20 protein-coding genes are annotated in these 20,030 nt (G+C 33.6%); 7 read left to right on the top strand and 13 right to left on the bottom strand.

Features of this window, described 5'->3' with window-relative positions:
• Window positions 1–6: 6 nt before the first annotated feature.
• Both MWU65_RS07400 and MWU65_RS07395 read right to left on the bottom strand, forming a co-directional pair.
• Window positions 7–1,545, bottom strand: coding sequence for a sulfatase (locus tag MWU65_RS07400; RefSeq protein ID WP_247076578.1), 1,539 nt, complete (start codon window positions 1,543–1,545; stop codon window positions 7–9).
• A 99-nt stretch (window positions 1,546–1,644) separates the two neighbouring features.
• Window positions 1,645–2,958 carry a D-alanyl-D-alanine carboxypeptidase gene (locus tag MWU65_RS07395; protein ID WP_247076576.1) on the bottom strand — a complete coding sequence of 438 codons (1,314 nt, stop codon included), beginning with the start codon at window positions 2,956–2,958 and terminating at the stop codon, window positions 1,645–1,647.
• 86 nt (window positions 2,959–3,044) lie between these two features.
• On the opposite strand from MWU65_RS07395, the gene MWU65_RS07390 reads away from it, so the two are divergent.
• On the top strand, window positions 3,045–3,242 hold the full coding sequence (locus MWU65_RS07390) for a hypothetical protein (protein WP_247076574.1): 198 nt from the start codon (window positions 3,045–3,047) through the stop codon (window positions 3,240–3,242).
• A gap of 176 nt (window positions 3,243–3,418) precedes the next feature.
• Here the strand turns inward: MWU65_RS07390 and MWU65_RS07385 are convergent, their stop codons facing one another.
• The 4 genes from MWU65_RS07385 to MWU65_RS07370 form a co-directional block, all read right to left on the bottom strand.
• Window positions 3,419–4,360, bottom strand: coding sequence for a LysR substrate-binding domain-containing protein (locus tag MWU65_RS07385; RefSeq protein ID WP_247076572.1), 942 nt, complete (start codon window positions 4,358–4,360; stop codon window positions 3,419–3,421).
• A 146-nt stretch (window positions 4,361–4,506) separates the two neighbouring features.
• The gene (locus MWU65_RS07380; RefSeq protein ID WP_247076570.1) at window positions 4,507–5,967 is read right to left on the bottom strand and encodes a TolC family protein; all 1,461 of its coding nucleotides are present in this window, start codon (window positions 5,965–5,967) and stop codon (window positions 4,507–4,509) included.
• Window positions 5,968–6,012: 45 nt separating this feature from the next.
• Window positions 6,013–7,398 carry an ABC transporter permease gene (locus MWU65_RS07375; RefSeq protein WP_247076568.1) on the bottom strand — a complete coding sequence of 462 codons (1,386 nt, stop codon included), beginning with the start codon at window positions 7,396–7,398 and terminating at the stop codon, window positions 6,013–6,015.
• 8 nt (window positions 7,399–7,406) lie between these two features.
• Window positions 7,407–8,648: an RND transporter gene (locus MWU65_RS07370; protein ID WP_247076566.1), complete on the bottom strand. Its 1,242-nt coding sequence runs from the start codon at window positions 8,646–8,648 to the stop codon at window positions 7,407–7,409.
• Window positions 8,649–9,045: 397 nt separating this feature from the next.
• On the opposite strand from MWU65_RS07370, the gene MWU65_RS07365 reads away from it, so the two are divergent.
• Window positions 9,046–9,525, top strand: a complete 480-nt coding sequence (locus MWU65_RS07365) for a Dps family protein (RefSeq protein ID WP_247076564.1) — start codon at window positions 9,046–9,048, stop codon at window positions 9,523–9,525.
• Window positions 9,526–9,599: 74 nt separating this feature from the next.
• Here the strand turns inward: MWU65_RS07365 and MWU65_RS07360 are convergent, their stop codons facing one another.
• The 6 genes from MWU65_RS07360 to rluF form a co-directional block, all read right to left on the bottom strand.
• Window positions 9,600–10,028 (bottom strand): DUF2141 domain-containing protein, encoded by a 429-nt coding sequence (locus MWU65_RS07360; RefSeq protein ID WP_247076562.1) that lies wholly within the window; start codon window positions 10,026–10,028, stop codon window positions 9,600–9,602.
• A gap of 119 nt (window positions 10,029–10,147) precedes the next feature.
• Complete coding sequence (locus MWU65_RS07355) at window positions 10,148–11,029, bottom strand: metallophosphoesterase (RefSeq protein WP_247076559.1); 882 nt, start codon at window positions 11,027–11,029, stop codon at window positions 10,148–10,150.
• Between the two features lie 361 nt (window positions 11,030–11,390).
• Window positions 11,391–12,692 (bottom strand): APC family permease, encoded by a 1,302-nt coding sequence (locus MWU65_RS07350; RefSeq protein WP_247076557.1) that lies wholly within the window; start codon window positions 12,690–12,692, stop codon window positions 11,391–11,393.
• 423 nt (window positions 12,693–13,115) lie between these two features.
• Window positions 13,116–13,712 (bottom strand): FMN-binding negative transcriptional regulator, encoded by a 597-nt coding sequence (locus MWU65_RS07345; RefSeq protein ID WP_247076555.1) that lies wholly within the window; start codon window positions 13,710–13,712, stop codon window positions 13,116–13,118.
• A 4-nt stretch (window positions 13,713–13,716) separates the two neighbouring features.
• A complete protein-coding gene (locus tag MWU65_RS07340) occupies window positions 13,717–14,562 on the bottom strand; it encodes an endonuclease/exonuclease/phosphatase family protein (RefSeq protein WP_247076554.1) in 846 nt (281 codons plus the stop codon).
• Complete coding sequence (gene rluF, locus MWU65_RS07335) at window positions 14,555–15,292, bottom strand: 23S rRNA pseudouridine(2604) synthase RluF (protein ID WP_247076553.1); 738 nt, start codon at window positions 15,290–15,292, stop codon at window positions 14,555–14,557. The genes MWU65_RS07340 and rluF overlap by 8 nt, the downstream gene beginning before the upstream one ends.
• Before the next feature lie 253 nt (window positions 15,293–15,545).
• Between rluF and MWU65_RS07330 the strand changes: the two genes are divergently transcribed.
• From MWU65_RS07330 to MWU65_RS07310, 5 genes are all read left to right on the top strand, one after another.
• Window positions 15,546–16,868, top strand: coding sequence for a 2TM domain-containing protein (locus tag MWU65_RS07330; protein WP_247076552.1), 1,323 nt, complete (start codon window positions 15,546–15,548; stop codon window positions 16,866–16,868).
• 30 nt (window positions 16,869–16,898) lie between these two features.
• A complete protein-coding gene (locus MWU65_RS07325) occupies window positions 16,899–17,204 on the top strand; it encodes a 2TM domain-containing protein (protein WP_247076551.1) in 306 nt (101 codons plus the stop codon).
• Window positions 17,195–17,521, top strand: coding sequence for a 2TM domain-containing protein (locus MWU65_RS07320; RefSeq protein ID WP_247076550.1), 327 nt, complete (start codon window positions 17,195–17,197; stop codon window positions 17,519–17,521). The genes MWU65_RS07325 and MWU65_RS07320 overlap by 10 nt, the downstream gene beginning before the upstream one ends.
• Before the next feature lie 3 nt (window positions 17,522–17,524).
• On the top strand, window positions 17,525–17,866 hold the full coding sequence (locus MWU65_RS07315) for a 2TM domain-containing protein (protein ID WP_247076549.1): 342 nt from the start codon (window positions 17,525–17,527) through the stop codon (window positions 17,864–17,866).
• 117 nt (window positions 17,867–17,983) lie between these two features.
• The gene (locus tag MWU65_RS07310) at window positions 17,984–18,739 is read left to right on the top strand and encodes a LytTR family DNA-binding domain-containing protein (protein ID WP_247076547.1); all 756 of its coding nucleotides are present in this window, start codon (window positions 17,984–17,986) and stop codon (window positions 18,737–18,739) included.
• A gap of 95 nt (window positions 18,740–18,834) precedes the next feature.
• Here MWU65_RS07310 and MWU65_RS07305 read toward each other — a convergent pair whose 3' ends face one another.
• The gene (locus tag MWU65_RS07305) at window positions 18,835–20,016 is read right to left on the bottom strand and encodes an LETM1-related biofilm-associated protein (RefSeq protein WP_247076545.1); all 1,182 of its coding nucleotides are present in this window, start codon (window positions 20,014–20,016) and stop codon (window positions 18,835–18,837) included.
• Window positions 20,017–20,030: the final 14 nt, after the last annotated feature.

Below are 20,030 nucleotides of genomic sequence, written 5' to 3'. Positions count from 1 at the left end.
CATTGGTTATCTGGGCATAATAAGTTCTAATGGCTTTTTCTCGATCTCGGGATATAGTGCCTTTTTTCTTTTCAATTCAAGGGATAAAATCTTCATCATAATTTTGAGTTGTTTGGGATTTTTACTAGCTAGATTATTAGACTCAAAGGGGTCTTCTTTTAGGTTGAATAGTTCATAACGAGGTTGACCCTCTATTTGATAATGATAGATAATTTTCCAGTTAGATTTAACAAGGCTGGTAAAGTAATTACTGCGATGACTATGAGGAAAATGGTTGAGAAATAACTCATTCCGCCTATTGTTTTGCTTAGCATTTAGCTGGTCTTTAAGTGAAAAACCATCAATTTTATGACTTTTTGGCCATTTGCTATTGGTAATTTGAAGTAGGGTTGGAAATATATCCAAAATAGAGCCCATTTGTTGTTGAATGGTATTACTCGCAATTGGTAACTTTTCTTGAATGGGTTTGTTTTCATTGGGCGTAACCCATGATGCAATAAATGGGATACGCATACCACCTTCCCAATGATTTCCTTTTTTGCCTTTCAATGGAGATGAACTACTGTAATCATTTTCAATGGGTAAGGGGGCATCTGAACCATTATCTCCCAAGAATAAAATAAGGGTATTTTCTCCCAATCCTATATCTTTGACGTGCTGTAAAATATCTCCTAATGATTTATCAATACCTTCAATTAATGTAGCATAAGCCTGAGCTTTTTTTGATTTACCGGAGTTACTATAATTTTTTTGAAAACGTGGGTCCGAATAAAATGGCGCGTGTACAGCATAATGCGACATATTAAGGAAGAAAGGTTTGCCTTCTTCTTTTGCTTGAGATATGGCTATATTTGCTTCCAATGTCAATGCTTCGGTCAAGAATATATCTTTACCGTGATATTTGTCTAAATCAGGAACAGCCCTTGACTTATTACCACCTAGATGTCCAAATTCCTCTGTTCCAAGGTAACTTCCTGGTTGCCCAATGGAGCTCCCAGCAATGTTAACATCAAAACCTAAACTACGTGGATCTTCACCCTCACTGTTGAAGGGTCCAAAGTGTGCTTTGCCTATATGAATTGTTTTATAACCTGCATGCTGTAAAATTCTCGGAAGGGTTACTGATGCTTTTGTAAGCCCTTTCCAATTCCAATTTTCAGGCCCAAATTGGGTGCGATTGTTATCCTCAGATTTAATCCAATTGGTGACCCTATGACGAGCAGAATTCTGACCTGTTAAAATTGAGGTGCGAGAAGGAGAACAAACCGAGTGGGCATAAAAATTAGTAAAGCGAACACCTTGCTCTGCCAGCAATTTCATATTCGGGGTTTTATAATAATCATTCAGCGGATGTTTTACCGAAATACCATTCGAATCTGTTAAAAATGGAACTGAAGTATCCATTAACCCCATGTCATCAATTAGAAAAATGATAATGTTTGGTGCGCTACTTCCTTTATCCTGTGAAATAGATAAATTGACACAAAAGAATGTGAAGAGTGCAACAATTAAACACTTTATTTGTAATAGGATTTTGAATTTCATTATTCTTTTTATTTTGAGAAATTAAAACAGTTCCAAGGCTAATTTTTAATATAAGGTAGGTGATTTGTTTTTAGTGTTAACCATAGATCGTAGAAATGATTAATAAGTATCACGAATCATTTCTAATAGTTGCTGCATTTCTAGTTTTATAGCAGAGGAACTGTGCATAAAATGATTGTTCATAAAGCTAAATATTAGGGTTTTTCCAGAATTGGCAATCAAATATCCACTTAAGCAATAGTTATTACCCAATGAACCAGACTTTGCAAAAATATAGGGTGTAGCCTTTCCTTTGTACCAGTTTTTTAAAGTGCCAGATACACCGCCAGCCGGGAATAATGAAAGCAAGCGCTCTTTAGGTATTTCTGTATATAGTTTGTCTAAAACTTGAACAAAGGATTCTGGTGTAAATAAATTATAGCGCGAAAGCCCAGAACCGTCTACCCATCTTGGTTTTTGTTTTAAATCTGTTAAAATAGAATCTAGAACATGCTGAATAACCTTTTTCGTGTTTAAGGTGTCAGACAGCGTACTAGAGGACAATAAGAGCAATTGTTCCGCTAAAAAATTATCACTTTCATACATCATTCTTTGGGCTATAGAATCTGTTGCTACACTGTAGAGGGTATTTGTTTCCGCGGCAGGCATCACCTTGGAAATTGTTATGTTCTTCCCCAATTCTTTTTCTAAGAGTTCTTTAATTAAAGGTTGATCTATTTTAAAAGGAATTTCTAAAGTGTCTTTTAAAACGGGATTTAAATAAAATGTATTGGATACAATATCCCTTTTAAAGGCATTGGGTTTATAGGAAATGTTTTCTCTAAAGTAATTTGGATAAAGGACTAAGGAGTCTGTTTGAAAAGCAGTTAAAACATTGCCGTAAAGGGGGAAACCACTGAGTTCTGGTGAATAGTAAGTATCATAATCTTCCCAAGCCCAGCCGGCTCCAAACCGATCTGATGTAAAATTAGATAGGTGTAGCACAATGTTTCTTTGTCCTTTTAAAAAGTTAATGGTACTTGTATCTTTAAAATAAGAATGTAATAGGGTAGGGTTACCGGTACCTTGAATATAGGTACTATCGTTTTTATAACTATATTTTAAAGCGGGGCTAAATTTTGGTAATAATTTTAAACTGGCATACAGTGTAAAGATCTTGGTGTTGCTAGCCGGTGTAAAATATTTTTGGCTATTATGCTCATATACTACTTCTTTGCTTTCTGGATTGTAAACTATGAACCCTGCATAGTGGTTTTGGAAGACTTCAGAAGCTAGTTTTTTAGTAGTCGTTCTAGAAATCGTTTTTTTAGTAGAAACACAACCACTTAGAAGCATTGTGGTTATTAGGGATAAACTAAATTTTTTACCAAATTTTAGTAAATCTGTTTTTGAGATTGTCGATAATTTAACCAATATAACTAATATTTAACATTTCATATAGAATAATGTAATACCTTTTATCGTTAAATTTAGTGAATAATAATTTAATTATTTTATCAATGGCAAGAGCAATGTTTGATTACACTAAAACAGTACTTCAGAAAGTAAGTTTCGACGCAATGTTATTTTGCAGAGAATTAGAAAAAGCAACTTCAAGATTACGCCCCTACGAAATTGATGAATTAAAACTTTGGTTAATCTCCTTTTTATCGGATAAACCAGAATTAAGACAATGTATGATCTACATTAAGGATTAAAAAAGAGCCACCCTTTAAGGTGGCTCTTTTTTATTTCAAAAGGCTTTGATGCTTTCATTTTGCACCTTCAAAGTGAGAATGAATTGCGCATTAGTGTAAACCGAATTAATGGATTGCATATTACACCTCGGTTCTATTAGGGCTATATCAATTCTTTTAACTGCTGCTTGTTTAAATTAATTTTTATTTAAGGGGCTAATAATTTTTACATCTTGAAATGCAATGGCGCCTCGTACTACAGCGGTTATTACTTCGTGGAGCGCATTTGTTATTTGCATTTTAAGTTCTTTTTTGTGATAGACAAGACTTACTTCACGCGCCGGTGATGGAGTTTCAAAATGTTTTAGATTCTCTTTTTTTGAACTGTCTAATTCCAAGGTATTTAGATAGGGGAGAAGTGTCATCCCTAAACCTTCATTGGATAAATTTATCAAGGTTTCAAAACTACCACTTTGCAATTGAAAATGATCAACCGAAGCATTTTTTGATGATTTACAGAGGTTTATTACACCATCTCTAAAACAATGACCGTCTTGTAAAAGGAGTATGTCGTCAATATTTAAATCTTCCGGTTTTAACTTTTCACTGTTTGCTAATCTGTGTTGTTTGGGTACATAACCAACAAAGGGCTCGTAATACAAAGGTCGCTCCTTAATAAATTCAATCTCCAAGGGTGTTGCGGCAATGGCAGCATCTACTTGTCCGTCTTGTAAATTGCGTATTAGGGTGTTTGTGCTTTGTTCTTTTATAATAAGGTTCACCTTTGGGTATTTGGAAATAAATGCTTTTAAGAACATGGGTAAAAGCGTAGGCATAACGGTAGGGATAATGCCTAAAATATATTCTCCTCCAATAAATCCTTTTTCTTGATCTACAATATCTTTAATCCTGTCTGCTTCATTGACAATATTCTTTGCTTGGGCCACAATTTTTTCACCCACTTCAGTAATAGAGATTGGCTTTTTACTGCGATCAAAAATTTGTATGTCTAATTCATCTTCAAGCTTTTGTACTTGCATACTTAGGGTAGGCTGGGTAACAAAGCTTTTTTCGGCAGCAAGGGTGAAATTCTGATATTTAGCAACAGCTAAAACATATTGTAATTGTGTAATTGTCATCAGTCCTAATTTTAAACCATAAATGTATAAAAAGCTTAAGGATAGCCAATGACAATTCTAGAATTTAACCACTTTTGTATCCGCAATGGCATTCAGCCTTTACTTTCTATATTTCCGATAATTGACGGGTAACCTAAACTCTGCTATTATTCAAACAATAAATTGCTGTTTTCTAGTTTTTTATCAGCGATAAAATCATAAAGGGTTAGTTTTCTTAAAATGTAATAATCGGTCCAGAAGTTCTCTAAAGAGTTAAGGTATTCCAATTCGGCCTTATCCATTTCTTGTTGCGCTAAATTTAAATCCGTAATGGTAATTTTCCCTAAGATGTATCGTTCTTTGGTAATATCGTACCTTTTTCTGGCCACCTCTTTTGCTTTTTCAGATGTAGCTAAAAAATCTCTTTGAATGGACCAATTTAAGGTATGTAGAAATATTTCTTGTTCAAAGGCTTGTTGTTCTTGCTCTAGGTTTGTTTCTACCAAGCCTAAATCTGCTTCTGCCATTTTACGTCTGGATTTAGAAACACCCCAGTCAAAAATAGGAATACCCAAGGTAACAGAAAGATTTTGCTGTTGGTCATAATCTTGAAAAAGAAGGTCGTACTCTTCGGCTTGCTTGTTTAGGCCAAAATTTGCATTTACACTTATTTCTAGCCTATTATTTCCTTTTACTTCTGCCAAACGCTTTTCGGCTTGTAAGCGTCTTCTTCTAAATTCGATAACAGATTTTCTATTGTTTTTAGCCTCTTCCATCGCCTTCTCTACACTTACTGTAAAAGCTGTTAGTTTTTCCGGAATTTCTAATTCTATAAATTCTGTTTTTAATTCTAAAAATCGAGTTAAATCTTGGGATGTTTTTTTTAACAAAATGGTATTTGTGCTTACTGTATTTTTAGAATTTAAATGACTTAATTCCATTTGTAGCAAATCATTCTCCGCAATTTTACCAATTTTAAACCTGCCCTTTGCAATTTGGAGTAGGGTATCTTGATTGGATAAATTTGTATTGGCATTTTTTAAGCGTACCTGCGCTTTTAAAAGCCCAAAATAAAGGCGACAACTGCTTAAAGAGATATCTTCCATTCTTTCTACGAAAGCTCGTTTCGCCTCTTCATACAATAAGGGTTCAATTTTTTTATCCCATTTAAAAGGATTGTAAAATAAGGAGTTTTGATAGTAGTTTATAGATAGAGGCGTTAAGGAATAATTGGTAGATTCACTATCTCCAAATCGATCTATACGTTGTATTTGTGAATTTAAAGAAAGGGATCCTCCTGTAAAGGGTACTTGTTGTGAAATGGCTAAACGGCCGTCTATTCTAGATTGGTTTTGGCTCACAAAAATATCCTGTCCTTCATCGTTGGTAATTCGTTGTATGGAATTTGAATACTGTGGCAAGGTTGCTATTAATCGAAATTGCGGTAAAAATTCAGCCACAAAATTTCTATTGCGCCAATAGCTAGCCTGGGAAGTGTTTAGTAGTGTTTTGTATTCGGGAGATTTCTTTTTTGCAATTTCAATGGCATCTGACAAGGTGATAATTTTAGTTTGCCCAAAGGTTACTACAGAAAAAATAAGAAACAATAGGAATATAGAGTTCTTCATAATTGGATTGTTTTTTGATTGATGAAATCGAATTTTAGTTAAATATTATTCGCGTCGTATGGCTTCTATCGGATTTTTATTTGCTGCAGATTTAGCAGGAAGCACTCCAAAAATGAGCCCTATAAAAGTCGCAACAAAGAAGGATAAAATAATAGAATTCATAGAAATAATAGTTTCTATGCCGGTGACTAGTTGTAACCCATATGAAGCTACTACGCCGAGAATTATACCTATAATTCCACCACTGATACTAATTAAAACGGATTCGGATAAAAACTGAAGAATAACATCTTGTTTGGTAGCCCCAATAGCCCTCATAATTCCTATTTCCTTGGTTCTTTCTAAAACTGAAGCAAGCATGATATTCATAATCCCAATACCCCCAATTAATAAGGATATACCGGCAATAATACTGAGTACAATATTGAAAATTTGCTTGGTCTTTTGCTGCTGTTTTAACAAATGAATAGGAATGGTAATTTCAAAGTCCAGCACATCATTATGTTTTCTTTTTAGCAGTTTACTTACCACTTCTGCTGTCGCTTTTAATTCGTTAGAATTATTTACTTGTATGGTTAATTTATCTATTTGATGGTAATTTCCTCTAGGCGTTCTTTTTTTTGGGCCACTATTTCCTCCGCCTCCGCCCATAAAAATAATATTGCCAAAATTGCCTGAAGCTTGGATGTTGCTGTTCGATGTTTTTCGGTCCTTATAACGTACTAAAAAGGTCTTAATAGGAACGTATATATCCTCATTTAAATCTCGTATACCTAAATTCTCTTGGGCTTTTTCAGAGATAAGCTTTTCATCAATAATACCAATTACCTTTAGCCAAACATCCTTAACTTTTATTTGTTTGCCTAAAGCACTTTCTCCTGGGAATAATTTTTTTTCTACCTTCTCACCTATGATACAAACCGGTGCTGCATTTGTTGCTTGTAGTTCAGAAAAATAGTTTCCCCTTCCAATATTAATATTTGAGGTTTTAAAAAATGAATTATTAACGCCAATTAGTTTAACGGAGTTTTGTCTTCCTTTTTTTATAACATATGTTTCTAGGATTATTTCGGGACTTAATAGCTTAACCGTAGGAACATTCTCTTGAATACTGGTTATGTCCAATAAATCGAGTCCTTTCGAAAATCGTGTAGTTTCATTGGGGCCTTCATCACCGCCTTCCTCAGAGGAGCTCTCATCACCATCATCGGCAATAGGCGTGATAACTATATTATTTACACCTACCAACTCTAATTGAGCTAGAATCTCTTTTTCTGCGCCATTGCCAATAGATAACATTGTTATTACTGCAGCGACTCCGAAAATTATACCTAATGCGGTTAAAAAAGTACGTACTTTGTTGATTATAACAACCCGTATAGCTTCGTTAAAATTAGATTTAATTTTTTCTAAAAGTATTTTATCTATCATCGTAATTCTTACTTTAATAGCGTAATACTTTTTTCTTCCATATCTTCTGGTTTGCTTAGGTAAACGACCTCTCCTTCATTTACTCCTTCTGTTATAATTACCTTATCTACATTAGAATTCCCTAATGCAACTTGTTTTTTATTGGTAGAAAAACCAGATTTGGAATAGACATAGCTTATAGAGTCCTTGGTAAAAATTGCTTCTAGGGGAAGCATAAGTACATTTTCTTCTTTGTGAATTAGTATCCTGTTTGAGGTAGTCATACCAGGCCTAATATTATCATTGATTTCTTCTAAATTCACCAATACTTGAAAGAGCTTAATATCCGAACCGCTTTTATTTTCTCCTACGTTAGCTACACTGGTAACTTTACCTTTTAGTGTAATGTTAGGGAAAGCATCAAAGCCTACAGTAACGGGGAGGTCTTCTTTGATTTTACGAATATCTACCTCGTTAGAATAGGTTTTAGATTCCATTTTGGTTAAATCGGGTAGTGTGGCAATTGTAGGATCCCATGGGCTAATGCCAGATCCAGTTTGCCTTTTACTAGAGCCTCGCTTTAGATAAGTTATCATTCCGTCGGCATCAGAATATATGGTAAAAGATTTTTGTAATTCAATTAGTTCATCCAACCGCTTTTGCGTTTTGGAAACCTGATTGGCAACACCGACCATTTTTGCGATGGCTTTTCTTTCTATAATAGAATAATCTTCTTTTTTTTCTTTTAAATCTCTTTGAGATCGCTCTATATTTATTTCTAATTTTCTAATGGTTGCTGGCGGCTCGTAAATGGATTGTTTTAATTCTAATTCATCTTCTTGGATGTTAAAAAGCAAATCTTTTATGGCCGTGCGTTCTTGCTTTAAAGAAAGTGTGGTGTCTAATTGTTGCTGTGTATATTGAGACTGTGCCGTTTCTAGATTTAAGCGCTCATCTATAATTTTTCCATTGACACCAGATTGGTCTAATTTGCCAACATAATCGCCTTTTTTAACAATGGTACCTTCTGGTATTAAGTCTTGAATTTTTACATCGTATAGATTGTAATTCCGCATTTCTGAAGGCCCATCTATGTTTTGAGAACTGGTAGATTGGGCTTCGCCCGAGATAATGACTTCATTTAAAAAATCACCTTTTACAACGGTTGTGGTAATGGCAACGTCTTCATCACTGGTTCCTCCGAAGAATGTGTAGCCAACAATTAACAGGAGTACTGGTATCCCTATTAGGAGTAGTTTTTTTTTGTTCATTTTTGATTGATGTTTGATGTGGTTTAAGTTTTCAAATGTAACCAAGTGTTAATTAATCACAATTGTTTTAATTGTTATAATTTTCACAAATTTTAACAAAATTTTCTGGTTAAATGATAATTCACAAAAATTATGCCGTTTTTATTGATGAAATGTGAATTTTAAAAGGTTAGTAGCGGTGTATATTAACAGATCTACTAAAAAAAATACTTCAATACTTTAAGTAACTTAAAAAAACAGAAAGTAAGCACCTATAACAGGCGAATTTTTTCATTTAGAATATTCCTGCCCTTGGCTATAGGATTAACCTATAAAAACATAAAATAATTCAATGTATAAATGACCCATAACAGTTGATAAGGGAGTAAATTTGATGGAACAAAAACAGATAAATATTATGAAATTAAACAGTATAGGGTTAGAGATTGAAAAAACCAAAGCGTTAAATAGTAATTTAAATATTTTACTTTCTAGTTTTCAGGTGTATTACCAAAACCTAAGAGGTATACATTGGAATATTAAGGGAAAAGGATTTTTTGATTTACACGTAAAATTTGAAGAGTTATATACAGATGCAAATGTAAAAGTAGATATGGTTGCAGAACGAATACTTACTTTAGGGGGTAAACCCTTACATACCTTTGAAGACTATATGAAAGTATCCAAACTACCCGTTGGAAAGGATATTTCAGTAGACAAAGAGGCCATACAATTAATCGCAAATTCCTTAAAAGAATTGTTGATCATAGAACGAGATTTATTGGAGCTTTCTGGTGATGCCAATGATGAAGGAACAAACTCTTTGATGAGTGATTTTATTACCGAACAAGAAAAAACCATCTGGATGATGAAAGCTTGGTTAGAAGAAGAAGTATAATGATTTTATTCCATTCATAAAAAAGGGGGATTGACCAATGTCAATCCCCCTTTTTTATTTTGAAGTTCTTCCATCTAAAACCGAATTAAAAATTCCAGATTTTTATCTTTTAGTGTGAATTTGGCATCGCTAAAAACAGGTGGACCAAAAGCATTGGGTGTGCCAGTCATGCCATAATCTTCTTGAGGCATTCCGTTTTCCATATCCATTTGTTTGTTATCGTTTTTATCATGCATGGCCAAAATTGCATATTCACCAGCGGGAACGTTTTTGAAAATTAAAGTTACTTTGCCGTCTCTAATTTCACTTTGTAGGTTTTGAACACCAGGGCCTTTCATAAAAGTTTCAGTGTTGTGAAGGCCAGCCAATATAGATCCTTCGTCATTAACTACATTCGGTATTGTAATTGTTATGGTATAGCTAGGTATAGAATCCGTCACGGTTTGTGCATTTGTAAAAAAACCAATGAAAGACATGCTGAATAAAATTACTAGATTTCTCATATTTTTAGTTTTTAAGTTATTTAATAGGGTAAAGGTGTGCCGCTTTTCATAGAAAAAGAAATAGAGTTTTCTCAATTGTAGATTTTTACACCCGAATTGTAACGTACTACTAATATAGTTTAATCTAAGAAGGTTCTATTGTAACTAAACGGATTTTTTTTGTTGGGGTCTACAGTAACTTCTACTGCTCTGTGTCCGCCATCTATTTGTACGCGTGTAATGTTTTTTTCTGGCCAGGGTTTGTTGGTAAACCAAAGGTGTCCATCTCCCTGCAAATAAAGAATGGGCTTGCCAAAAGTTGCTGCAGCATTTCTAAAAACATCGGTAAAAGGTTTAAATTTTGTAGGATCTCCCTCTGTTATATTGGCATGACCAAAAACAACAACAGCATTTATTTTCTCTTTTTCTGTTTCTAGATGTTGTTTTACCCAATTGGCATCGTCTGTTAACCTTGTTTCCCATTCTTGAGCATCGTGTACAGAACTACCAACAATATTAATTCCTAGAAATAAAACTTTACGCTGTATCCAACTAAAATTTTCTGGACGTTCAGGCTGGTACGCAATGGTAGGAGTAAATGTCCAATTGGTATTAAATTTAAAAAAATAAGAATTCCATAGCGCAAAAGCTTCGTCGGGATTGATACAGTCATTATACTCATTGTCTCCTAGGACTATGAATGTAGGTACCTGGAACATTTTCAGGATGTCACTTGCGTCTTTATAAGCAGCATCTGTACAGGCAGTTTGCCCTGTTTTAATGTCTCCTAGATGTATTACAAATTCAGAATTAGCCCTGATGTTGTGTGCAGCAATTACGTTAAGGATAGAATCGCGTTGCCATTCTCCATAAGGTACGTCACCAATTGCAGTAAAAACAACAGGCTCTAAGAGGACATCTACCAGAGAATCTTCTTTCTTACCGTCGCTTGAACAAGAAATTGAAAGTATTACAGTTGTCCACACAAGTACAAAGCGAAACAAATTGGTGTCTTTTTTCATATTTAAATTTACATCATGCCAATACTATTGCCTTTTCCATAAAATTTACAGCGTCCATTTTTAGCATTCACCTTTTTCCTAAGGGTAAAGTATAGGGTTATTGGTTAAATACGCCTAATGAATCCCTAAATGGTGGAAAAAGAATACCATTTGTGCTGTTTACTTCCTACTGGATTAGATGTTCATCTTGGCGAATTAAAGAGTTTTGCCCAGCAATCTTCCAATAGTTAACTGTTAGGAGTTGGTGATTTGTATTGAAAGATACAAATAATTCAATTGTTTCTCTAATTATTACTTCGCCTAGCTATTAAAAATTTCTAAGGTAATAAACGGCTTTTTATGGTATGTTAAAATTGATTACTTAAACAGACTTCTTTTTAAAAATTTGGATGCATAGGTAAATAATACTGAGACTTGCTAGAAATAAGATGGCACCAATTATTTCATCAATAGCCAAGTGAGATAAGAAATAAAAAATAATAAGTATGGAAAGAATGGGAACGATTAGACCTCCTGGAATTTTAAATTCACCGGGTTCCGATTTTTGTGATTTACGCAACTTAATTACCGATAATGCCACCCCTAAATACAACAAAAGAATAGTGCTCGTTGCAATGATTATTAATTGCTCAAAGCTTCCGGTAATAGCAAAAATAAAAGTAATAATACTGTAGGTAATTATGGCAATATAAGGTGTTGTAAATTTTTTATGTATGTTGGATAGTTTTTTTATCGGAATAACTTTATCTCTAGAGAGTGCAAATAAAACTCTCGGCGTATTTAATAAATCGCCACTAACCACGCCAAACATAGAAATAGCAGCGCCTATGGTTATAAGAATGTAGCCGAAGGGTCCTAGGACAATTTTAGCGGTTTCGGCTAAAGGGGAAGCCTTGTAATTGACTAATTCATTGCCTAAAACACCTTGTGAAACTATTTGAAGACCCATATATAAAAGAACTACAAGTCCAATACTAATAAAAATAGCCCGTGGAATAGTTTGTTTGGGGTTTTTAATTTCGCCACCTACGATCAATCCAGTTTCACAGCCTAAAAATGCAAAGAAAAGAATTAAGGAAGATTCTCCTAACTCATCAATAGATGGAAAGGATTCAATATTCAGGTTCGCAATTGAAACATCTTTCCAACCAATGATTACCAAAATAAGCAAAGGACTTAATTTTAAAAGTGTATTGAGTTTTACAATTCGCATTCCTTGCTTAACACCCAATACGTTAATAATGGCTAGTGTTAGATAGAGTATAAAAAGGAAGGCTATCCGTACCCCGGTTAATTCAAAAACAGGATTAATCGTTGCTAAAATATTTAATAATGCAATTGCAACGGCAGCACTTGCGATCATATTACTACCTATTGCAAAAATACCTGCTAAAAATCCAGCATAATCACCAAAGGCAGTTTCTATATAGGTGTAGGGTCCGCCAGTATTATTTACTTTAGAACCGGCTTCCGCAAAACACAAGACTACTAGTGCAATAAGAATACCGCAGAAAACATAGGAAATAATACTAGAAGTTCCCATCTTCCCAGCAATTATTGCAGGCAATACAAAAATACCCGCTCCAACTATAATGTTTATAATATTGGCTGATAAACCAAGTGTGCCAACAGTCCTTTTTAATCCTTCATCTGGTTTTGCCATAATTTATAAATGCATGAAGTTGATCTATGATTCGTTTTAACCTTAGCTTTGTTTCTTGTCTTACCTAAATAGTTCGGCTGTGTTGAAAAGGTATGATTTTATAACGAAATTGGTCCGCTTTACCATATAATGCTCAGCTGTAGTCTAGAAATGGACTCCAAAAAAGATCAAATCTTTACCCTTGCAATTTTTAAGGTTGGTAATAAAAATAGTAAATAATGCCTTTATTAGGCGTTGTGCATAAGATTTTTTTTAAACTTAGGCGTCTAAAGATCTTTATCTTAATTCGTTTTTGCCAATCGTTTTGTTGGTGAACTTCAAATTCTATTTCAATCAAAAACTTTGGTAGTGCAAGCTCTTTTGCGTCAAGCGAGGAGCCAGCGTGGAATTTTCAGGAGTAGGTTACACATGCCCTACATTGTTTTATTTCTTCATTAATTTGGCAATTTCCTTGCTGCCAGTACCTCTTTGTTCTAATTCTTCAATAATTTTAGGATGGTCTTCTGTTCTCGTTTGTGAAAGCTTAAATGCGGCTTGTATGTCTTGTATTTCAATTTCAAAAGCGACTATACCTTTTATCTGACTCATTGTTTCTTTTGATAAATTAGAAATTGAAATTGGACATTCTGAAGCTTCCTCATACTTATCCACCAAATTAGTAAGACTATTAAGTATGGCATCACCTTCAATAATTTTAATTTTTCCGTAAATATGTACTGCAATATAATTCCATGTTGGCACCTCTTCTTCCTTGTACCAGGAAGAGGATACATAGCTATGGGGACCATTAAAAATACAGAGTACCTTTGGATTCTCTTTAAAAGTATGCCACTGCGGATTTGCCTTTGCAATATGGCCTACAAGAACCTCTTGATTATTCCTAACCTCTAACTCTAATGGAATATGAGTGGCCCAAGGCATTCCCTTGGTTTCATTTACCAAAATGCCAAAACTATTATTTTTTATAAAGTCTTTAACTTCGTCTAAATTCTGATTTTGATAGGAAGGTGGTATGTACATGGTCTTATTCTTTAGTAAGGGTTACTAGTACGGGTATATGATCAGATATGTGTTTGTTGTTGTCCATTTTATCATCAATCTGAATAACAGATTCAACCGAAAAGTGTCTTACAAAGACATAATCTATTCTATCTGTCATTAGCTTGTTTGTAAAACCATTAAAAGTACCTTTAGGACCATATGGTGGGGTTGTGCTTGTGATGTAGCTATCCTTAAGATGTGTTTTTATTGTCGCAATAGCTTCTGCTTCAGGAGATAAGTTAAAGTCTCCCATTAGAATAACAGCAAGGTTTTTCGTATTTATGCTTTTTATTTTATCAATAATAAGTTGGGCGGCATTTTTCCGTGCAAGGTCGCCAATATGATCAAAATGAGTGTTAAACACCCAAAACTGTTCCTTCGTTTTTTTATGTTGAAAAAGGCCATAGGTACAAATCCTTTCCATTGAAGCATCCCATCCAACAGAAATTTTATCTGGAGTTGTAGACAGCCAAAAAGTGTGCGATTGCAATACATTAAAATCATTGGAATTGTAGAATAGGGCACTAAACTCACCTTTTTTCTTACCGTCATCCCGACCCACACCAATATAATCGTACTTAGACAATTCAGTGTTTAAATAACTCACCTGTCTGTAAAGTCCTTCTTGAATACCTAGAAATGACGGATTGTAGTGTTGAATTAAGTGAACCATCTTTTCCTTTCGGTCATTCCAATTGTTAACCGTATCATTTGTATTGTCGTACTTAATATTATACGTCATTGCCTTAATTGTTTGTGCAGAACCATTTTGGAAGGTGAAAGCAAACAGGGCAAGAAAAATACAGGAAGATTGTAAAAGCTTATTCATTGTTATGGGTTTTAGAAGAGGTAGATATCAGTTTGTTTAATTCTTTAAATTCTTCTTTCGTAAAATATCTCCATTCGCCAACAGGGATATCTAGCGAAATATTCATAATACGGATACGCTCTAGTTTAACAACATTGTACCCCAAATACTCGGTCATTCTTCTAATTTGCCTATTTAAACCTTGGGTTAAAATAATTTTAAACTCGTATTTACCCAACTGTTCAAGTTTGCATTTTCTTGTAATTGTATCTAAAATAGGAATACCATTGCTCATATGGTGAATAAAATCATCGGTTATAACTTTATCTACTTTTACGATATATTCTTTTTCATGATGATTTCTGGCTCGCAATATTTTATTTACAATGTCGCCATCGTTGGTTAAAAAAATAAGGCCTGAACTTGGTTTGTCTAATCTCCCTATAGGAAAAATACGCTTTGGATATTTGATGAAGTCAATAATGTTATCCTTTTCTACACGGGTGTCTGTTGTACAGACGATGCCAATGGGTTTGTTAAAAATTAAATAAACAAATTCTTCATTGGATTCGGAAATTAATTTACCATCTACCCGTACCTCGTCTTCGGGAGTTATTTTGGTTCCCATTTCTGGGACTTTTCCGTTTATGGTAACTCTACCCTGATCTATGAGCTTATCTGCGGCCCTACGTGAGCAATACCCCACTTCACTGAGGTATTTGTTAATTCTTGTGGCTTGTGTGTCTTTCATCTTTTTATTTCACTTTCCTGACAACAAATATAAGGGTTTGTTTTGGCTAATTACTAATTGACGATTATGAAGCTGTCAACTTTTGACTAGGTTATTGTCGGTTGTGTTTCCCTGTGTTTCTATGTATTTAACAATTCATCATTCAATTTATACAACTGGGTTTAAAATTCTTTGTAGAAAGGAGGCAATACAACAAATTTGTACTCAGCTTAAAACAACAATATTTACTAATTTAGGGGCAAATCAAATTTAAATGTTCAGTTTCATAAAAATTTTAAAAGTAAGCATCTATATAACTTTAGCGATACTAGTTGTTAATGTGGTAGTCACCTTTAACGAAGGTTTTTCTTTAGTGAATACCTTAAAATCTGCCGGTATCGGTTTTTTGTATTCTTTTACACTAAGTTGTGTTAATGCCTATTATTTTCAATACATATCTTCAGTGTTTAGTTGGGAAAATGAACCAAAAAAACGATTGTGGATAGGGGCACTAGGGTCTGTGGTATTGACAGTTGTTGCTTTTGGTTTTGTACGCTTAATTATATCCTTGGCGCTCTATAGTAATTCGATAAGCTATTTCTTTGAAAATGAAACTATGGGTCCCTATATGATCGCCTTAGCTATATCCATTATAGTTTCTTTAGCGTTGCATGCCTATTATTTTTACAAATACATACAAGATTCTAAAATAAAGGAACAAAAAATTATAGCGGGTACAGCCTCGGCAAAGTTCGACGCCTTAAAGAATCAACTAGATCCGCATTTTTTATTTAACAGTTTAAATGTGTTAACTAGTTTAATTGAAGAAGATCCGCACCAAGCACAAAAGTTCACCACCTCTTTATCTAAGGTGTATCGTTATGTACTAGAGCAAAAGAATAAGGATTTGGTTTCTGTAGATGAAGAGTTACAGTTTGCAAAAACCTATATACGTTTGCTTAAAATGAGGTTTGAAGACAGTATTGTTCTTGATATTCCAGAGCAAAGCAGTAATCCTGAAGCAAAGATTATTCCATTGTCATTGCAATTAATGTTAGAAAATGCAGTAAAGCACAACGTGGTTTCACCAGGTAAACCCTTACATATCGTGGTAGCCGAAAGAAATAATATGTTGGTGGTTAGTAATAATTTACAAGAAAAAAGTGTAGTAAAAAAGAGTAGTGGTGTAGGGTTAAAAAATATTCAGCAACGCTACCAAATGTTAACAGATCGTAAAATAATAATTAATAAAGATGCAATTGAATTTAGTGTTCATTTGCCAATACTAACAAAACAAGTATCAGTTATGGAAACACAACAAGTTCATTTGGACGAAAAGCGCTACCAACGCGCAAAAGAAAGGGTAGAAGAAATCAAGGGATTTTATTACAACCTAGTTTCATATTGTTTTGTAATACCATGTTTAATTTGGTTAAATTATAAGACGACAGATTTTCCTTGGGTGATATTTCCAATTTTTGGATGGGGACTAGGGTTAACCATACATGGGATGGAGGCTTTTGGGTATAACCCTTTGTTGGGTAAAAACTGGGAGAAACGCAAGATTAAAGAGTATATGGAAGATGACCAGTTTTAATGAATATAATCAACTAAATAAGGAAAGATAATGGACAATTCAACAAAAGATGAAAGATACCTTAAGGCAAAAGAAAGAGTTAAGGAGGAAAAAAAGTTTTACACGAGTTTACTTTCTGCCTTCTTTACCATAGCCATAGTAGCGGCAGTAAACTATTATGTGGATGAATTCAGAAATCCCTGGTTTTTATGGGTTGTATTTGGTTTAGGTATTAGTATTGTTTTTAAAGCCCTAAAGATTTTTAATGTCATTCCATTTATGGGTAGAGATTGGGAGCAGAAAAAAATAAAAGAATTAATGAAGGATGAAGATAGGACGAATAAAAAATGGAAATGATGGAAGGAAACGATAGTATTAAATTAGAAAGAGCAAAAAAGAGGGTTGAAAAAATAAAAGGGTTTTATATTCATTTTACTGTTTATATTCTTGTAAACCTCTTTATAGTTGGGAGTATTTTATACAACTCTGGTTGGGATGACTTTTTCCACTTTGGAACATTTTTTACGCCATTCTTTTGGGGAATAGGAGTGTTAGCTCATTATTCTAAAGCCTTTGGTTATATGCCATTCTTTGGTAAAAACTGGGAACAGCGGCAAATAGAAAAATACATGGAAAAGGACAAGAGAGAATCTGATGAATTCATAAATAAATAAAGGATGAAAAATAAATCCATGGATAAGTACGAGCGTGCTCAGAAAAAGGTAAAAGAGATCAAAGGCTTTTACAGCCATTTAATATGGTTTGTTATTATAAACGTGATAGTATTGGTAATTAGATATCGAATGTATGATTTCTTTAGCTTAGAATTTGAGGCCAAGGGGGAGAATTTTATACATTGGTTAGATTTGAATTTAATAATTTCCCCGGCAATTTGGGCGGTAGGATTATTAATTCACGGGCTGTATGTTTTTAAATATAAAGCTACATTTTTTGATCGCTGGGAACAACAGCAAATAGATAAATATATGGAAGAAGATAATGACGCAGGATATCGTTAATTTTTGGTTCAAAGGCAAAATTAAAATTCCAAAGTTGTTCCGTATCTGAGAAAAATTTAAAACAGATTTTCATATTTTGCCAGGGCAACTAACAACTAAATTTATACCAAAATATTTATGAATGTACTAATTATAGAAGATGAAAAACCGGCAGCAAGACGCTTACATCGCTTGCTTGCAGAACTGGATGTAACTGTGTCTACCATGTTGCATTCTGTGGAAGAATCTATTGCTTGGTTTAGCGCGAATAAACACCCTGATTTAATTTTTTTAGACATACAATTATCGGACGGATTATCGTTTGAAATTTTTGAAAAAGTGGACGTTAAAAGTGCCATCATTTTCACCACTGCTTATGACGAATATGCCTTGCAAGCTTTTAAGTTAAACAGTATCGATTATTTGCTAAAACCCATAGATGATGAAGAGCTAGAAACTGCGGTAAAAAAGTACCGAGAAGTGAACGTTTCTAAACGGAAAATTGCAGTGGATTTTGACGACATAAAAAGGCTTCTTGTAAACCCTATTGAAAGAGATTATAAAAAACGATTTACGGTAAAAGTAGGGCAGCATATTAAAATACTAATTGCAGATGAGATTGAGTGTTTTTATAGTGAGAACAAAGGGACCTACGCAGCCACGTCTGACGGTAGAAATTATTTGTTAGATGTTACCTTAGAACATTTAGAAACGGAACTAGAACCAAAAACATTCTTTAGAGTAAGCCGAAAGTATTATGTGAATATTAATTGCATTAAAGATATCATTTCATATACAAATTCTAGGCTAAAAATTATACTAAACAAGTATAATGAAGGAGAAATTATAGTGAGTAGAGAAAAAGTTAAGGATTTTAAGTTATGGTTAGAGTAATGTTATTTAATTAACTGGTGTGTAGATTTTTAATGCTTTAATTAAACTGGTATAGATTTTTCTTATACCTAGCTTTTATCAAAAATAGAACGTCATTACTCAATTCTGTTTTCATCAAAAGATGAAGGTAGTAATTTTGGAATTAACTTGACAAAAATTGGAAGTAAAATAGCACCGCCCGGTAAAATAAAAATGGCTAAGGAGGGAATACTTTTAAAAATATCTAACAACTGATTTTGTACTTTTCTCTTCTCTTCCACGCTTAAAGTAGTTATGGTAGATTTAGATATTAGGGCAACTAACTCCTTACTTTCTGATAGTTCTTTTTGGATCCTTTTACTGTTTCTTAGAATTAATTTATTAGCAAATTTAGTGGAGTTTTCGTAAAATTTTTCAACTAAATTGTGGTCTTTTAAATGAGGAATTTTGGAGGCGTTTTCTTTAAAAAAAATCGCTATTTTTTCAAGTGAATTTTCTACCTCATTTTTAGACATATTTAAGTCTTTTGAAATGCCAAAAACAAACTCCGATTCTTTGTAGTCTAAGGTCAAATCTTCCCATGCAGTTACACAGATAATATCCATCAAAAATTGGTATTCATTTGGAGAGAATTTATCAATTAATTTATCCCTGTAATTGGAATCAAAATGATGGGCGTCATCCTTTAAAAAAGAGAGCGATGCAATGAATAAATAACTTAGCCTTTCGTCATACTTTTGTTGTTGTTTAGAGTTTAGAGTATGGTGAATTAAGTTGATTAATATGTACTCTAATTCTTCCGCGTAATTTCGAATATCATCTTCCTTTTTTAAAAATTGTTTAAAGACTAATACATCAACAAAGAGCAGTGTATTTGTAACACTAGTTCCAAATGTTTTATTGATTAAATTGTCTTCCAAGAATACTCTTGATCGTATAAGAAGTTCTAATTTATTACTCGGTTTAGATCCTGAAAGTAGTTTTTCTAAAAAGCTAGAATTGATGCCAAGAGCATCATAAAAGTAATTGACTTTGGTAATAAAGTTTTTATAATTACGATCATTATAGGCTATGACATAAGTAAAGTACAAAGCAGAAATAAGATTGGCTTTGGCAATTTCATCTTCAGTTGGCGTATGTGTAATGGGAATAAATTCTAACCATTTTATATGTATGCCGTAAGCAAAACCAGTTTCGCATAAAGCAACATATAGAGAGCTAAAACTACTGTATGTCATATTGCTTTGGGTTACCAAATGCCCAAACTTATCAATCCAACCGCTAGAAGAAGGGTTCATACATCAATTTTTTA

This window comes from Cellulophaga sp. F20128 (assembly GCF_023015805.1).
Taxonomy (GTDB): domain Bacteria; phylum Bacteroidota; class Bacteroidia; order Flavobacteriales; family Flavobacteriaceae; genus Cellulophaga.
Note: the sequence above shows the minus strand (reverse complement) of the source record. Positions and strands in the feature narration are given on the sequence as shown.

Excerpts from the sequence above, each read along its gene's own strand:
- MWU65_RS07365 (WP_247076564.1), top strand. The coding sequence starts at position 9,046 with ATGAAATTAAACAGTATAGGGTTAGAGATTGAAAAAACCAAAGCGTTA.
- MWU65_RS07385 (WP_247076572.1), bottom strand. The coding sequence starts at position 4,360 with ATGACAATTACACAATTACAATATGTTTTAGCTGTTGCTAAATATCAG.
- MWU65_RS07315 (WP_247076549.1), top strand. The coding sequence starts at position 17,525 with ATGAAAAATAAATCCATGGATAAGTACGAGCGTGCTCAGAAAAAGGTA.
- MWU65_RS07350 (WP_247076557.1), bottom strand. The coding sequence starts at position 12,692 with ATGGCAAAACCAGATGAAGGATTAAAAAGGACTGTTGGCACACTTGGT.
- MWU65_RS07390 (WP_247076574.1), top strand. The coding sequence starts at position 3,045 with ATGGCAAGAGCAATGTTTGATTACACTAAAACAGTACTTCAGAAAGTA.
- MWU65_RS07370 (WP_247076566.1), bottom strand. The coding sequence starts at position 8,648 with ATGAACAAAAAAAAACTACTCCTAATAGGGATACCAGTACTCCTGTTA.
- rluF (WP_247076553.1), bottom strand. The coding sequence starts at position 15,292 with ATGAAAGACACACAAGCCACAAGAATTAACAAATACCTCAGTGAAGTG.
- MWU65_RS07310 (WP_247076547.1), top strand. The coding sequence starts at position 17,984 with ATGAATGTACTAATTATAGAAGATGAAAAACCGGCAGCAAGACGCTTA.
- MWU65_RS07400 (WP_247076578.1), bottom strand. The coding sequence starts at position 1,545 with ATGAAATTCAAAATCCTATTACAAATAAAGTGTTTAATTGTTGCACTC.
- MWU65_RS07375 (WP_247076568.1), bottom strand. The coding sequence starts at position 7,398 with ATGATAGATAAAATACTTTTAGAAAAAATTAAATCTAATTTTAACGAA.
- MWU65_RS07340 (WP_247076554.1), bottom strand. The coding sequence starts at position 14,562 with ATGAATAAGCTTTTACAATCTTCCTGTATTTTTCTTGCCCTGTTTGCT.
- MWU65_RS07355 (WP_247076559.1), bottom strand. The coding sequence starts at position 11,029 with ATGAAAAAAGACACCAATTTGTTTCGCTTTGTACTTGTGTGGACAACT.
- MWU65_RS07345 (WP_247076555.1), bottom strand. The coding sequence starts at position 13,712 with ATGTACATACCACCTTCCTATCAAAATCAGAATTTAGACGAAGTTAAA.
- MWU65_RS07320 (WP_247076550.1), top strand. The coding sequence starts at position 17,195 with ATGGAAATGATGGAAGGAAACGATAGTATTAAATTAGAAAGAGCAAAA.
- MWU65_RS07380 (WP_247076570.1), bottom strand. The coding sequence starts at position 5,967 with ATGAAGAACTCTATATTCCTATTGTTTCTTATTTTTTCTGTAGTAACC.
- MWU65_RS07330 (WP_247076552.1), top strand. The coding sequence starts at position 15,546 with ATGTTCAGTTTCATAAAAATTTTAAAAGTAAGCATCTATATAACTTTA.
- MWU65_RS07360 (WP_247076562.1), bottom strand. The coding sequence starts at position 10,028 with ATGAGAAATCTAGTAATTTTATTCAGCATGTCTTTCATTGGTTTTTTT.
- MWU65_RS07305 (WP_247076545.1), bottom strand. The coding sequence starts at position 20,016 with ATGAACCCTTCTTCTAGCGGTTGGATTGATAAGTTTGGGCATTTGGTA.
- MWU65_RS07325 (WP_247076551.1), top strand. The coding sequence starts at position 16,899 with ATGGACAATTCAACAAAAGATGAAAGATACCTTAAGGCAAAAGAAAGA.